This is a genomic window from Nostoc sp. KVJ3 (assembly GCF_026127265.1).
GTDB lineage: Bacteria > Cyanobacteriota > Cyanobacteriia > Cyanobacteriales > Nostocaceae > Nostoc.
In genome coordinates this window covers 3,958,311-3,971,947 of record NZ_WWFG01000001.1, presented here as the reverse complement: position 1 = coordinate 3,971,947, position 13,637 = coordinate 3,958,311, and the positions used below count along the sequence as shown (strand labels likewise).

General features: G+C 42.4%; 15 protein-coding genes. 9 read left to right on the top strand and 6 right to left on the bottom strand.

Features of this window, described 5'->3' with window-relative positions; all coding sequences use genetic code 11:
* Window positions 1-69: 69 nt before the first annotated feature.
* Window positions 70-531, bottom strand: coding sequence for a DUF4079 domain-containing protein (locus GTQ43_RS16010; protein WP_265273574.1), 462 nt, complete (start codon window positions 529-531; stop codon window positions 70-72).
* A 189-nt stretch (window positions 532-720) separates the two neighbouring features.
* Window positions 721-1,101 carry a DUF1830 domain-containing protein gene (locus tag GTQ43_RS16005; RefSeq protein WP_265273572.1) on the bottom strand — a complete coding sequence of 127 codons (381 nt, stop codon included), beginning with the start codon at window positions 1,099-1,101 and terminating at the stop codon, window positions 721-723.
* A gap of 574 nt (window positions 1,102-1,675) precedes the next feature.
* Here GTQ43_RS16005 and GTQ43_RS16000 point away from each other — a divergent pair.
* The 6 genes from GTQ43_RS16000 (at window position 1,676) to GTQ43_RS15975 (ending at window position 6,623) form a co-directional block, all read left to right on the top strand.
* Window positions 1,676-3,268 carry a photosystem II high light acclimation radical SAM protein gene (locus GTQ43_RS16000; protein WP_265273571.1) on the top strand — a complete coding sequence of 531 codons (1,593 nt, stop codon included), beginning with the start codon at window positions 1,676-1,678 and terminating at the stop codon, window positions 3,266-3,268.
* Window positions 3,269-3,530: 262 nt separating this feature from the next.
* Complete coding sequence (locus GTQ43_RS15995) at window positions 3,531-4,928, top strand: DICT sensory domain-containing protein (RefSeq protein WP_265273787.1); 1,398 nt, start codon at window positions 3,531-3,533, stop codon at window positions 4,926-4,928.
* A complete protein-coding gene (locus tag GTQ43_RS15990) occupies window positions 4,925-5,563 on the top strand; it encodes a pentapeptide repeat-containing protein (RefSeq protein ID WP_265273570.1) in 639 nt (212 codons plus the stop codon). Before GTQ43_RS15995 ends, GTQ43_RS15990 begins: the two co-directional genes overlap by 4 nt.
* 57 nt (window positions 5,564-5,620) lie before the next feature.
* Window positions 5,621-5,860 (top strand): hypothetical protein, encoded by a 240-nt coding sequence (locus tag GTQ43_RS15985; protein ID WP_265273569.1) that lies wholly within the window; start codon window positions 5,621-5,623, stop codon window positions 5,858-5,860.
* Window positions 5,861-5,988: 128 nt separating this feature from the next.
* On the top strand, window positions 5,989-6,222 hold the full coding sequence (locus GTQ43_RS15980) for a hypothetical protein (RefSeq protein WP_265273568.1): 234 nt from the start codon (window positions 5,989-5,991) through the stop codon (window positions 6,220-6,222).
* On the top strand, window positions 6,222-6,623 hold the full coding sequence (locus tag GTQ43_RS15975; RefSeq protein WP_265273567.1) for a type II toxin-antitoxin system VapC family toxin: 402 nt from the start codon (window positions 6,222-6,224) through the stop codon (window positions 6,621-6,623). Before GTQ43_RS15980 ends, GTQ43_RS15975 begins: the two co-directional genes overlap by 1 nt.
* Before the next feature lie 13 nt (window positions 6,624-6,636).
* Here the strand turns inward: GTQ43_RS15975 and GTQ43_RS15970 are convergent, their stop codons facing one another.
* The 3 genes from GTQ43_RS15970 to clpS all read right to left on the bottom strand — a co-directional run bounded on the left by GTQ43_RS15970 (window position 6,637) and on the right by clpS (window position 8,428).
* Complete coding sequence (locus tag GTQ43_RS15970) at window positions 6,637-7,110, bottom strand: hypothetical protein (protein ID WP_265273566.1); 474 nt, start codon at window positions 7,108-7,110, stop codon at window positions 6,637-6,639.
* Between the two features lie 147 nt (window positions 7,111-7,257).
* Window positions 7,258-8,082, bottom strand: a complete 825-nt coding sequence (locus GTQ43_RS15965; RefSeq protein WP_265273565.1) for a CPBP family intramembrane glutamic endopeptidase — start codon at window positions 8,080-8,082, stop codon at window positions 7,258-7,260.
* 64 nt (window positions 8,083-8,146) lie between these two features.
* Window positions 8,147-8,428, bottom strand: a complete 282-nt coding sequence (gene clpS, locus GTQ43_RS15960; RefSeq protein WP_104907504.1) for an ATP-dependent Clp protease adapter ClpS — start codon at window positions 8,426-8,428, stop codon at window positions 8,147-8,149.
* A gap of 282 nt (window positions 8,429-8,710) precedes the next feature.
* Between clpS and GTQ43_RS15955 the strand changes: the two genes are divergently transcribed.
* Window positions 8,711-9,055, top strand: coding sequence for a hypothetical protein (locus GTQ43_RS15955; RefSeq protein ID WP_265273564.1), 345 nt, complete (start codon window positions 8,711-8,713; stop codon window positions 9,053-9,055).
* A 358-nt stretch (window positions 9,056-9,413) separates the two neighbouring features.
* Here GTQ43_RS15955 and GTQ43_RS15950 read toward each other — a convergent pair whose 3' ends face one another.
* Window positions 9,414-9,617: a hypothetical protein gene (locus GTQ43_RS15950; protein WP_094331166.1), complete on the bottom strand. Its 204-nt coding sequence runs from the start codon at window positions 9,615-9,617 to the stop codon at window positions 9,414-9,416.
* A gap of 471 nt (window positions 9,618-10,088) precedes the next feature.
* Between GTQ43_RS15950 and GTQ43_RS15945 the strand changes: the two genes are divergently transcribed.
* On the top strand, window positions 10,089-10,418 hold the full coding sequence (locus tag GTQ43_RS15945) for an STAS domain-containing protein (protein WP_265273563.1): 330 nt from the start codon (window positions 10,089-10,091) through the stop codon (window positions 10,416-10,418).
* A gap of 149 nt (window positions 10,419-10,567) precedes the next feature.
* The gene (locus tag GTQ43_RS15940) at window positions 10,568-13,270 is read left to right on the top strand and encodes a TIGR03960 family B12-binding radical SAM protein (protein ID WP_265273562.1); all 2,703 of its coding nucleotides are present in this window, start codon (window positions 10,568-10,570) and stop codon (window positions 13,268-13,270) included.
* The last annotated feature ends 367 nt before the right edge of the window (window positions 13,271-13,637 follow it).

Here is a 13,637-nt window from a genome sequence, read left to right as displayed (position 1 = left end):
CGCTTCTCTACGAGACGCTGCGCGTAGCTTGCTTCCCCGGAGGGGTACGCTAACGTAATTCGTAATTTTTTAGGGTAAATACTTTTGTACTACAATCCAACCAGTAAGGGATACCCAGGCAAATCCTATAAACAAAATAATATTTACGCCAATGTGTAAAGGTCTAGCCCAAGGTCGGCTGGCACTAATTTGCGTGGCACTGAAAACAGAAAGCAGAACTAATGCTACCACTATCAATCCAGCGATTAGATGTGACGAGTGACCTAAAGAACCAAAGTGTCCTAAAGTGCCAACAATCCCGATCGCTAGCAATAGTAGCACTAAACTTACCATACTGATGCCCATTAAATAGTGGAGCGATCGCACCCCTCTATTTCCGCCCATAAATGGCGTAATAAAATGGAATTGCTGCGAAGTTCTCGCCCGAAACATCCAAACGCCGGTGACTGCTAACATCAGATATGCCAGCAGGGACAACCCCATTGACCAGGCGGCTATTTTCCACAACCAAAGAAACGAAGGCAGATTCATAAGAATGATTGTAGATGAGAGTGGGGACTGAGGACTGGGGACTTGGGACTGGGTATTGGGATTGGGGACTGGGAAAACACCGTTACCCAATGACAAATGACAAATGACAAATGACTAATAAATAAAAAAGGGCTGCCGAATTAAGCAACCCTGAAATTGAGTCAAATTGTTTTTTTTAATTAACGGCTGCTAAAGAGCGACTTGTAAGGGTTTTATACTATCTCCGGTGTTTGTATTAATTTGCTGCACCAATGATTTGGTATTAATAGGGTCTTTGCCAAATGATGAGTCTGTATCAAACTCATCAGTACTAGGTTCGTCGAGCATCAAGCGATCACACGGAATCTTATCTGATAAAATTGCACTTGCCATCATCCCTGTATGAATCTCCACTTGGCCTTTTCGCGGAGCTTCAAAAACTAAACGTTGTCCAGGGAAAACAACCCTTTCAAAGTACCAGTTGGGAATATTACAGATGCGAGCTACCTGTATTTTGCTCGTGGCATTAATGTAGCAGCAGAGAATTTTTCCCGATTGCTCAGGTGGTAGAGGATCTAATATTTGAGCCATAACTGCTGAGGAGCTTTACGCCACAATTTTACATTACACTAGCCAAGCCTAGCACTCACTGATCCCCAGTTGCTGTAACTGTGAATACCAACTGAGTCGTTGGAGATTATTTCTGTCTAGAGATATATTTTCAGTTATGAAAATTTTGTAATTATTTACACCTTTTTCGGAATTATACACTATGGATAAAAGTTTTTGATATTTTATTCTGGTATAAAAGCTTTAATTCTCTTAAGTCATATAAGACGACGATCCCCTTGCTTTTTGCCTAGCGAGGAAGTGAGTTTTCTTGTTTCATCTATCCCAAGATTAATAGGCTGGGATCATCGCTTAATGAATAAACTCAATGTTATGGTAAAGCTATATGAAAAATATCTTCATAAAGCCTATCTATAAATTCTATGTATGTTTTATGCATAGCAATTTTAGTGTTTTCTGCAATTGCTAACATTTGTTTTCTGCTTACCAGCAATCAAATGAAATGTCAAGTGCGATTGTGATAATTAAAACCTAATAAAACAAGCACACACTTTAAAACTCGATATTTTTCTCGCTTTCTCCAAATATTGGCAAGATGGAAGTCAAAAAACAGATTATGGAAAATCGAATTCTTTACGTTCGCCTTCCTTGTAACCCCATCTTTCCCATTGGGGTTGTCTACCTGAGCGATCATGTCCATAAGCAGTTTCCTAATCTTGAACAGCGTATCTTTGATTTAGGAACAGTGCCACCCTTAGATTACAATTCTGCTCTGGATCGCTGTATCGATGAATTTAAACCGACACTGCTAGTATTTTCTTGGCGGGATATTCAAATTTATGCCCCAGTTGGTGGACGTGGTGGCAACCCACTGCAAAACGCCTTTGAATTTTACTACGCTAAGAATCCTCTATTAAAACTACGTGGCGGATTCGGCGGTTTACGAATCTTCATCGCTTACTATGTAGAGCTATGGCAAAATCAGGGCTTAATCAAACGCGGTTTAAAACGTGCCCAAAAATATCATTCTGATGCTCGTGTAGTTGTAGGTGGTGGTGCAGTCAGCGTATTTTACGAACAATTGGGTAAAAGCTTACCACAAGGGGCAATTATTTCTGTGGGTGAAGGGGAAACCCTGCTGGAAAAGCTTTTAAGCGGTAGAGATTTTCGAGATGAGCGCTGTTATGTTGCGGGAGAAACCCAACCACGTCAACGGCTGATTCACGAACAACCCACCCCACTAGAAAAAACAGCTTGTAACTACGACTATATCGAAACCATCTGGCCGGAATTTAACTTTTACCTGCAAGAAGAAGACTTTTATATAGGTGTACAAACTAAGCGTGGTTGTCCCCATAACTGCTGCTATTGCGTCTACACCGTCGTTGAAGGCAAACAAGTACGCATCAACCCAGCAGATGAAGTAGTTGCTGAGATGCGCCAATTATACGATCGCGGCATTCGCAACTTCTGGTTTACCGATGCCCAATTCATCCCCGCCCGAAAGTTTATCGATGATGCCGTAGAACTATTGCAAAAAATAGTCGATTCTGGTATGACAGATATCCACTGGGCAGCATATATCAGAGCCGACAATTTGACACCCGAATTGTGCGACTTGATGGCGAAAACTGGGATGAACTATTTTGAAATCGGGATTACCAGTGGTTCTCAAGAACTCGTGCGCAAAATGCGGATGGGATACAACCTGCGAACCGTCTTGCAAAACTGCCGTGACTTAAAAGCAGCTGGTTTCAACGACTTAGTTTCCGTCAACTACTCCTTTAACGTGATTGACGAACGTCCCGAAACCATCCGCCAAACCATCGCCTACCACCGCGAACTAGAACGGATTTTTGGTGCTGATAAAGTCGAACCTGCGATTTTCTTTATTGGACTACAACCCCATACCCATTTAGAAGAATATGCTTTTAAAGAAGGCATCCTCAAACCAGGATACGATCCAATGAGCTTGATGCCGTGGACAGCCAAAAAACTCCTTTGGAATCCTGAACCCCTTGGTTCATTCTTCGGCGAAGTCTGCTTGCAAGCTTGGCAACAAAACCCCAACGATTTCGGACGCGAAGTCATGAAAATCTTAGAGGAAAAACTAGGTTGTGCCGACTTAGAAGCAGCACTTTCCGCACCAATAGAGACGAAAGAAAAACAACTAGCCGGTATATCCTAGAAAACACAATAATGCTGGGATATTCGGAATTCTGAATTTCTCCCCCTCTCCTCCTCTGCTGTGTACACACAAGTTGGATTTACCCCCCTTAATCACCCCGTTTATTGGGGGGAAACAGAAAATCTAATTCCCTCCCCTTTATAAGGGGAGGGTTAGGGTGGGGTAAAACCTTGGTTAGTCAGCTATTTTCAGACTTGTGTGTACACCGTAGCTCTCTCCCTCTGTGTCCTCAGTGCCTCTGCGGTTATTTTTACCAAATCCCATGTTAGAAGGTTCAATCTTACAAAAGCTAGAAACAGCCCATCGCCACACAACCAGGCCAATTCGATTCGGTGTTTACTACAAAAATACCCTAGTTGCCCTGTGCCACGCTCTAGAAGACCATATCTTAACCGACGAGGGTACACCCTTAGTCATCACAGCCTTCCAACAGGGGAAATGGTATCTCCAAGAAGCTGAACGATATGCAGACATCGCCCAGCACAGCCGCCAAATTGCGATCATGGCTGCCTCTGAATCCGGCTTTGCTGAACATCCCACCAGCCAGCTACCCAATGTAGACTTAGTGGCATTACCTCCAGTTGACCCAGTGGCGCAGGAGTGGCACTTAATTATTTTATCGCCTAATTACACAGCAATGGTAATTTGTCAAGAATTATCAGAAGCTGATTATGGCAGTAGTGGAGTACCGACATCAGACTTAGAGCGGAAATTCTACGGCTTGTGGACATTTGAGCCGGAGTTAGTGCAAGAGACAGCAGAAATAGCGATCGCTCACATCAAAAAATACAACCCAGAACTGGCAAAAAAACTCACAGCCGATAAAGAAAAAATTGTACCATCAATGACCAGATCGGAAAATTTAGGTGCAGTTGTCTCCCGTGTAGTAGATTACCTCCAGACTGGGCAAGATAATTTATCCATCCCGACAGCGCTTCAGAAACAAACCCTAGATCGCAACTTGGTTTCTAACGAAATCCAAGCCTTTTTGCGAATGGCGCAACTGATGGATATGGCAGATGTCAACAATCCAATGGCAGCTGCGGAAGTGGTGGTACTTGCTGAAGCGATCGCCCAGCTTTTGGATCTTCCCGCATGGCAAATTAAAAGATTGCGCTTGGCGGCTTTGTTACATCGCATAGATCCATTACAAAAAGCAGAAAGCGTTCTCACTGGCGGTATAGCCACACGCTACCAAGAAGATGCCCCCAGTTCTCCCTTAACTTGTCCTTTAGTACCAGGGGCGCAAGTATTGCGAACTATGCCAAGACTACGAGCAGTTGCCCAAATTATTACTCATCAAAGCGAGTGGTGGAATGGCACAGGGGAACCAGCAGGTTTAGCTGGAGATGAAATTCCCCTAGAGTCGAGAATTTTGGCATTATTGGCAGACTTTCAGTGGCGACTCAATGAGCAAAAATCGTCAAATCAAAGCCGGGAACAGATATTTACTCAAGCTTTAGATGAGTGCAAACAGCAACAATCTACCCGCTTTGACCCTAAACTTGTAGATACCCTAGCTTTATTAGTTATGGGTTTACAACAGGGACTCGAATTACCCATCATGACAGCGAAAGTCAGCGCCGGCATCTGGATACTTGATTCCCAATGGGATAGCCACAGCAAGATAAGCGAGCAGATTGGTAGTTATTTTACATGAATATTGAAGCCATTAGATTAGGAAAACTCAAACAACTTCCAGGAGCAAATTTAGAAGACGAGGAACTCTCCCGACTAGATTTAAGCCGAATTAATCTTGCTGGCGCTACCCTTGTGGGCGCTAATTTTGCTGGTTCAAAGCTGGAAGGTGGACATTTGGAGGGAGCGAATTTGATGGGGGCGAACCTCCAAGAAACTGACTTGCGGGCGAACCTCATGGGAGCAAACCTGATGCAAGCAGATTTAACCGGTGCTGACTTGCGGGGTAGCAATTTGCGTGGCGCTAACTTGATGGGAGCAAGACTCAGTGATGTGTCATTAGTAGGTGCTTTCTTGAGTGGTGCGAATTTGATGAATGTGAACTTGCAAGGCGTTGACTTGCGCGGTGCTGACTTGCGCGGTGCAAACCTGACTGGGGCAAATCTCAAAGGTGCAGACTTGAGTCGCGCCGATTTGCAAGGGGCTTTATTAAGTGAAGCAAACCTGGAAGAAGCCGACTTGCGGGGGGCAAATTTAGCGGGGGCGAATTTGACGGGAGCGAATTTACTCTGTGCAGAGTTAGAAGGTGCAAATTTGAGCGGTGTTAATTTGAATAAAGCGTGTTTGGTGGGTACTGTGGTTGAGACTCTTGCGTAAAGATTGCACTAAAAAACCGCCTATGCCGATTATTTGTATTTTTGAGGACTACCCAGAATGACACCCGTCGCCGCACAAGTCTCAATCACCACAATTATTCCTATGTTAACCGCGATCGCAAATCGGCAATGGGAACAGTTCAAAGAACTGGAGGCAGATTTTGTATCCCAGTATGGAGTAGAGGTATGGCAAGATGTTTTTAATTTCCGTCTCAAGCCAGCATTGGATAAAGATTCTGACAGATGGCTACTCATCCAGTGGTGTGGTGAAGGAATTATCTCAAAAAATGTGGCGTAAGTGCGATCGCGCAAGGTGAATTATGGCGATCGTTTTTATTTCCATCCGAAGGCCACTACTTTACCGTTTCGCAATATTCTATTCTTAGCTATTGTTAAAATTTTCGCAGATGAAGCAGGTGAAAATTTGTGAGCCTAAAAGAAGTTATTAGACTAGCAAAGCAGCTTTCAACCGTGGACAAAGTACGTTTGATCCAGCAAATTGCTCCTGATATAGAACACGAGTTAACAAATCAATCGTCTATCGTTCCCCGCAAATCATCATGGGGATTGTGTGCGGATTTGGGAAAAGCACCTTCAGCAGAGGAAATTGATGCAGCCCGTAGTGAAGAGTGGGCTAGCTTTCCACGGGAGGATATTTGATGCTGCGTGCTGTAGCTGACACCCATGCAGTCATCTGGTACATTTTTGGCGATTCTCGATTATCTACAACTGCCCAGAATACCATAGCTCAAATAGCATCTTCTGGAGATCAAGTTGCTTTCTCTTCCATTACCCTAGCCGAAATTGTATATTTGAGCGAGAAAGGGCGTATTTCTCCACTGACACTTGAACGGCTGCTTATATCTGTTGATGTAACTGATGCTGTACTGTTTGAAGTTCCCTTCAATCGGCAGATAGCTCAAGCTTTGCCCTTGGTGAATCGCTCACAAGTACCAGATTTACCCGATCGCATTATTGCTGCTACAGCCTTATATCTAGGAGTACCAGTGATTAGTCGATATAGCAAAATTAAATTATCTAGTGTGAATACCATTTGGTGAAAATGATTAACAACTAATTAAAGACTTCCCCTAAGTGCGCTCTTAATTTATCGATACTATTATCCCACTGAGACATCAAGCTTGGACTAGACAACAATTTAGCTTTAGTGTCATACCAACCCCAGTTGGCTCTCATTTCCTTCTGATCAAGAGGAATACGGCTGACATCTGTAAAATCGGCAATCCAATGAACCTTAACCCATCGGAAAATACCCCATGTATCTCTTCCCCATTGAGGTTTATCTTCACTTCCCTCATTAACCAGTTCAACTACGTGTGTCAAGAATCGCTCGTACTTAGGTCGTTTTTGAGAAAGGATGATAAGAGATCCTTTTGGTAAGTTAAAGGCGTGATTATCTACACCTCCATCCTTATTCTTTTTAAAATTTAACGGAAAGTAAGCTGCAATAGGATAAATTTCATACGCCCAAACATCATCATCATCATCATTGACATTTTTGATATATTCCAGACGACTACAATCCATTATTTTTAGCCCTAAATATTTATTTCATATTGAATCTCTAAAAGCCTTTTGGCTACACTCTGACTAATGACACTTTGCCTAAATGGAATATTAATGTAGTTTCTTTTTAGCCGATATTTTATTTTTGTACAAGTTCATTACTCATCTTTAATTTTTTACTATTCGCCCTCGTATCCACAAAGCTAGTACACTCATTAACAACACTCCCATCACTCCTTGCAAGGGATTATTATTCACACCAGTTACCCAATCAGGAACTTGGCCAGAATATTTCACTAATTTACCTACATTAATAATGTAGTAACCCCAAATTAAACCACCATGCAAACCAATTGGTAAACCCAAACGTCCCCTCCGCCAACGCTTTCCCCATACTTGCGTTAACCCCAGCAGTACCAAAGCTGGAAATTGCGGCAGTGTATGAATAATTGCCTCCAAGGGTTTAATAAAGTGCAATGTAGCAAACGCAATTGCATCTGTCCATAGTGCCACACGCGGGCTGTAATCTCGTTGTAATTCATCCAGCAACCAGCCTCGGAATAACAATTCCTCAGCAAATCCAACACCTAAGCCAACAAGTAAACCCTCTAAAATTATTTTTAGTAAAAAAACTTTTGGTTGTTGCCACACCAACCAACCCAACAAACTTTCTACCCCAAAAAGTATCAGAATATTGATTATCCCTATAGCCAAGCCACGCAGTAAATCCACACCGTTTTGTCGCGTGAATTCTAAGCCATAATGCCGCAGGATTTGGGGCTGCTGGTAGACATATTTACCCCATAATCTCAAAATAAAAATAAATACTGCATATAACAATACCAATGTCAATATACTTTCTAAATTTGAATCATGCACTAGTAAGTATATTGGTGCAGCCAATGGCAACCATAGCAGCGCTAAATTCAAAATAAAACAACCCAGCCTAATGGGGGCAGGGCGTTCAGCTAGACGGACAAGGTTTTTTTTCATATTAAATAGGTCAATAATCAGTAGTCAATACTCCAGATTATGACTCTTGATTATTGACCAATCATTATTCATCAGGTTCAATCGTGCTACTTAAACCGTGACTTATCAATGTTTCGCAATAGAACTCAGCGTGTTCCAGGGCGCAAGTAATGACTAAAGCTAGCCCGTTAGTATGGGCTTCCATCATGATGCTCACAGCTTGGGGTTGGGTAAGGCTAGGTACAGTGGCTATTAGCGACTGTACAACATGCTCCATAGAGTTGTAGTCATCGTTATGGAGCAAAACGCGATACCGAGGCGCTAGCTTACGGGTTGTGGAAGGCTTTTCAATAGTTTCAACTGACACGGCTCTTTGCTCTTTTCTTGTTGATTCGCTACTACAAAGTGTCTGTGTAGCGATCGCTTAACAGTTATTTACCTATTCTATAGTATTTCTGTTCAGATACTATGCTAGAAAAACTGCTCTACTTAGTTTGTATAGCTACTTGTGAGGCAGATGTCTTACACATCCTTACCATGAGAGTGCTACCCTAATCTTATCAGAAGCTTCCTTAAACTTAGCGCATTTTCATCTTTAAGATTAAGGAAGTTGTCAAATAATTCTTGCCCCTGCCCAAACTGCATAATAATGGACATTAGCCTAGATTTTCTTCAACCAGGACAAATTGTGTCTTTAGAGCATGGCGACAAAAATCTGTATGCAGAAGTCATTCAATTTGTAGTTTCCCGCCAGTTGTGCTGGGTGCGTCCTTTATTAATGGTTACTTTGATTCCAGAATCGCCGCTAATTACCGATTTGCGTGATGCGTCTGACTTGCTTTGGCCTGCCAATTTATTTCGACCAGCCTTAGACACAGAAGTAATTACCTTCTTGAGCCAAATTTTAGCAAAAGAACCAAAAACCGAACCTGATTCATCCGCCAAGCAGCAACTCAATCAATTTATTCATCAAATATGGCAAGCATCTCAATAGATATGGGGCAAAGGATATGACTGGAAGTCAGTTTATCTGGAGCGCCAACAGCCATATCAACTCCCTTAGCAACGAGTTCACTCTGCTTGTAGACAATTTTAGCAAACAGATAGAGAGGACTTTTTCTAGGCGTTTAGCGAACTATATGGCGTTAAGACCCCAACCAAAATACGTAGCGCCAGTTTCAGTCGGGGTTTAAATCCGCGTCTGAAAATGTCTTGAATTTTGAATTTTGAATTTTAAATTTTGAATTGTTATTATCCCACCTGCCTTTACTAAAATTTGTTTTACTAAACTCGGAATTTTGATTACTTCAGTATTCATCAAATTCACTTGACATACCTCTGTGCATAAGCAGTTAGGAATATCCAAAGCTAGGAACCAACTTAATTCTACCAGCATCCATCTCCGACATTAATAATTCCAGAGCTTCGTAGTCAACATCAGAAATGTAACCCAATTCTGTCAGTTCTGAGTTGATTTCATTTTCTATCTCAGGAGTTAGCTTTTTAATGTCAAGAGCTTTTTCTACCAATTTACGAATAGCGTACTTAGTTCTCATAAGTAATACATCCAACTGTAATATGATACTAACTATCTCAGATAACTCTAAGTATAAAGAGCGACCCAAATACTAACTTACTTGTGATATATATCACATTTGATTAGTTAAATAGATAATTCGCTATGACTCTGGCGTATGCCATCAGCAACGCTAAAGTGGGAAATTTAACTTACCGTTAAGAATTGGCTAAATTAGCTTGAGTTATAGACTAAGCAAGTTTTCTCAGCATAGTTACTGATGATTGATTTGCTCTATGGCCGTCTATGTTGATTGTTTTTGAACTGAGATAAAAAAAAAGTATATATAAACACATTTTAACCTGGAATTATAACAATCTTTAAACAGAGATACTAAAGAAATAAAGATTCAGCAAAGAGAGCTAAGACGTATGGTCGATGCAACAGAATAGAGTTTATGTTCAAATAATCCTTAGCTTGACGCTTCAATAATTCTCAATAGGATGTAACTATGCAAGCAGTGCTTAATTATCCCAAGATTGTAGTTATTCGCCCCCAAGGGTGTTTGAATGCTACAAATGCCTTGGAATTTGAACGAGATATGACCACAGCGTTGGCACAAAATGGTATTTCCATCTTGGTAGTAGACCTCGCCGCAGTAGAATCTTTAGACAGCGCGGGGTTGATGGCATTATTATCTATACACAAACTGGCTCTTAGTTTAGGAAGAGGTTTCCGACTTTGCGCTGTGGCTCCGTCAATTAGAATTATTTTTGAACTAACGCAACTCGATAGAGTGTTTGAAATATTGGATGGTGAAGTTGAGTTGGCTACAACATAAACCTTATGTAAAAGCACAAAGGTTCAGTTAAAAAACGGACTTTATGTAAAGGAGTTATAAGTTAGAACGATAAATTATGTTAGAAGACCTAATTAAATGCTAAGGTTGGCTTTGGGTAGCTGTAATTAAGGTAGCTAGAAGATAGCGCAGTGGCTGTTGCAGTTGAGAAATTAATAACATCGGATATTTTGAAACCAGGGCGTTACCTTGGTAATGAGCGTTTAGCGGTACACAAAGCTTGGGATAAGGCAGCAATACGCTGGGTCTTAACCTACCCAGAAGTATATGAAGTCGGTGCATCCAATTTAGGGCACATTATCCTATACAACATCTTGAATGCCCAACCGCGTCAATTGTGCGATCGCGCCTACCTCCCAGGAAAAGACCTGGGAGCCAAACTACGCGAAACTAATACGCCATTGTTTGCGGTAGAGTCAAAGCGATCGCTCACAGAGTTCGACATTTTAGGCTTTAGCCTCAGTTACGAACTGGGTGCAACTAATATCTTAGAAATGTTGGATCTGGCTGGAATTCCCTTGACGTGGCAAGAAAGGCAAAAAGTAGAGGAAGCAGGGGGAGAATTGACGAATCTCCAATCCCAGTTTCCGTTTATTTTTGCTGGTGGGCAAACAGCAACATCGAATCCTGAGCCTTACGCTGACTTTTTCGACTTTATCGCCCTTGGAGATGGAGAAGAACTACTACCAGAAATTGGTTTGGTATTGGAATTCGGCAAACAAGCAGGATTGAGTCGGGAACATATATTACTGGATTTGGCACAGATACCAGGCGTATATGTTCCCCAGTTTTACAATATGGCAGAGGATGGCTCAGTTCACCCTTGTCGCCCTGACGTGCCAAAACGAATTCTGCGACGAGTTGCAACTCCCATACCAGCATATTCCATTGGCTTAGTTCCCTACGTAGAAACGGTACATGACCGCTTGACTATTGAGATTCGGCGTGGTTGTACTCGTGGCTGTCGTTTCTGTCAACCAGGAATGCTGACTCGGCCAGCACGGGATGTAGAACCCGATAAAGTTGTAGAAGCAATTGAACAGGGGATGCGGGCAACTGGTTACAATGAGTTTTCTCTACTATCTTTGAGTTGTTCTGATTATTTGTCCCTACCAGCAGTGGGGATGGAAATCAAAAATCGCTTAAAAAATGAAAATATTTCTCTGACTCTACCAAGCCAACGGGTAGACAGATTTGATGAGAATATTGCCAATATCCTTGGGGGTACGCGGCAAGGTGGACTAACTTTTGCTCCAGAAGCTGGAACTCAGCGGATGCGAGACATCGTAAATAAAGGTTTGACAAATGAAGAATTGTTGCGGGGAGTAAAAACCGCTTGGGAGCAAGGCTGGGATAAAATCAAGTTGTATTTTATGATTGGCTTGCCGGGTGAGACGGATGTTGATGTTTTGGGCATTGCGGAAACAGTCAGCTGGCTACAGCGAGAATGTCGGGGCAAAGGCAGAAAACCTCTGAACTTTAACCTGACAATTTCTAACTTTACCCCCAAGCCCCATACACCATTTCAATGGCACTCAGTTTCTACTACTGAATTTAAGCGCAAACAAAACCTGTTGCGGCAAGAATTCCGGCGGATGAAGGGAATGAAAGTAAATTTCACCGATGTCCGCATTTCGGCAATGGAAGATTTTGTGGGACGAGGCGATCGCAATTTGAGCAAAGTAGTCCGTCGCGCCTGGGAATTAGGAGCAGGAATGGATTCCTGGTATGAAAATTTAGATCGGGCTTTTAGCGCTTGGGGAGATGCGATCGCTCAAGCCGATCTAGATTGGAAATACCGCCAAATAGAAAATGGCGAATGGAATTTGTCTTCCGCACAAGATCGGAACAGATCGGCAGATGGGGAAAATACCCAATTCCTCACTCCTGTACAGACGCGATTAATCGCGTCTCTCCCCGCTCCCCACTCCCTAGATACTCCCCTACCTTGGGATCATATTGATACCGGGATTGACAAAAACTGGCTCAAAGAAGACTTGCAACGCGCCCTAGAAGCTGCAATTGTCCCTGACTGCTCTTTTGAGGGTTGTTCTCACTGTGGTGTATGTGGAACTGACTTTGGCCATAACGTCGTAATTGAATCACCTACTATCCCGCAATTTGCTGGCGAGTTTGTCCCCAACACAACTAAAGCCCAAAGACTGCGAGTTTGGTTTGGAAAACAGGGTGACATGGCTTTGGTAAGCCACCTAGATTTAATCCGTCTGTTTGACCGAGTTGTGCGACGAGCAGGTTTGCCAATTGCTTTTACTGGTGGGTTTCATCCAATGCCGCGAATTTCCGTAGCAACGGCTTTGGCTTTAGGGGCTACTAGTAGTGGTGAAATTGCGGATTTTGAGTTAACTTTACCAGTGGACATCGATACTTTTCGAGAAAAATTGGTTCGGGAAATGCCCACAGACATACCCATATATAATGTGGAGCAGATAGATTTAAAAACTCCGGCAGCGACTCAACTGCTAGAAACCGCAGAATATTTAATTACCGTAGCAGCATTAGAAGAAACAAAACCTATACAATGGCAAAACTGGATTGATACCATCAAAGCCAAAGATGAACTTTGGTACGAGCATACAACAAAGTCAGGCAAGAGCCAGTTAATAAATCTGCGCGATCGCTTATTTGAACTGGAATTAGTAGAAAACTACAATTGCATTGCAGAATCTATATCTGTTATCCGTTATGTAGGTAGCTATCGCCAAGATGGTTTTCTATTGCGTCCTGAACAAATCATGTTTATGCTAGGGACAGTTGCTAGTGGAGAATTTCAACTCCTGCACATCCACCGCAATCGGCTAATTTTAGCGGTATAATCCCTGTAAGGCAGCTTGCTAGTAGTTGTCCTAATATGGCACATCGTCGGAATTGATTTTTAGCAAGGTTGCGTTAGAATGGGGTGAAGAGAATTTTTCTGGCGCTGCATTGAATTAGCTGGTTCACTACCCTGGTGTTCAGGGGGCGAAAGCAAAGATATTAGAGTGCAAATTCTAGGATTTTATCCCAGACAAACTGAGGCAGATTAAAGAACACACACACTCTCTATAGCTACCTTGTGAATCAGTAACTAACAGCAAGCTCGGTTAGCTTCTCTAAATCCATACTTTTTCAACAACTGCTGAATGTCTAGTCCACAGTATTGCCCAAGAACTAGCGCGTTACTCTTCTAGAGTTGTTCGCCCT

Excerpts from the sequence above, each read along its gene's own strand:
- GTQ43_RS16010 (WP_265273574.1), bottom strand. The coding sequence starts at position 531 with ATGAATCTGCCTTCGTTTCTTTGGTTGTGGAAAATAGCCGCCTGGTCA.
- GTQ43_RS16005 (WP_265273572.1), bottom strand. The coding sequence starts at position 1,101 with ATGGCTCAAATATTAGATCCTCTACCACCTGAGCAATCGGGAAAAATT.
- GTQ43_RS16000 (WP_265273571.1), top strand. The coding sequence starts at position 1,676 with ATGGAAGTCAAAAAACAGATTATGGAAAATCGAATTCTTTACGTTCGC.
- GTQ43_RS15995 (WP_265273787.1), top strand. The coding sequence starts at position 3,531 with ATGTTAGAAGGTTCAATCTTACAAAAGCTAGAAACAGCCCATCGCCAC.
- GTQ43_RS15990 (WP_265273570.1), top strand. The coding sequence starts at position 4,925 with ATGAATATTGAAGCCATTAGATTAGGAAAACTCAAACAACTTCCAGGA.
- GTQ43_RS15985 (WP_265273569.1), top strand. The coding sequence starts at position 5,621 with ATGACACCCGTCGCCGCACAAGTCTCAATCACCACAATTATTCCTATG.
- GTQ43_RS15975 (WP_265273567.1), top strand. The coding sequence starts at position 6,222 with ATGCTGCGTGCTGTAGCTGACACCCATGCAGTCATCTGGTACATTTTT.
- GTQ43_RS15970 (WP_265273566.1), bottom strand. The coding sequence starts at position 7,110 with ATGGATTGTAGTCGTCTGGAATATATCAAAAATGTCAATGATGATGAT.
- GTQ43_RS15965 (WP_265273565.1), bottom strand. The coding sequence starts at position 8,082 with ATGAAAAAAAACCTTGTCCGTCTAGCTGAACGCCCTGCCCCCATTAGG.
- GTQ43_RS15955 (WP_265273564.1), top strand. The coding sequence starts at position 8,711 with ATGGACATTAGCCTAGATTTTCTTCAACCAGGACAAATTGTGTCTTTA.
- GTQ43_RS15950 (WP_094331166.1), bottom strand. The coding sequence starts at position 9,617 with ATGAGAACTAAGTACGCTATTCGTAAATTGGTAGAAAAAGCTCTTGAC.
- GTQ43_RS15945 (WP_265273563.1), top strand. The coding sequence starts at position 10,089 with ATGCAAGCAGTGCTTAATTATCCCAAGATTGTAGTTATTCGCCCCCAA.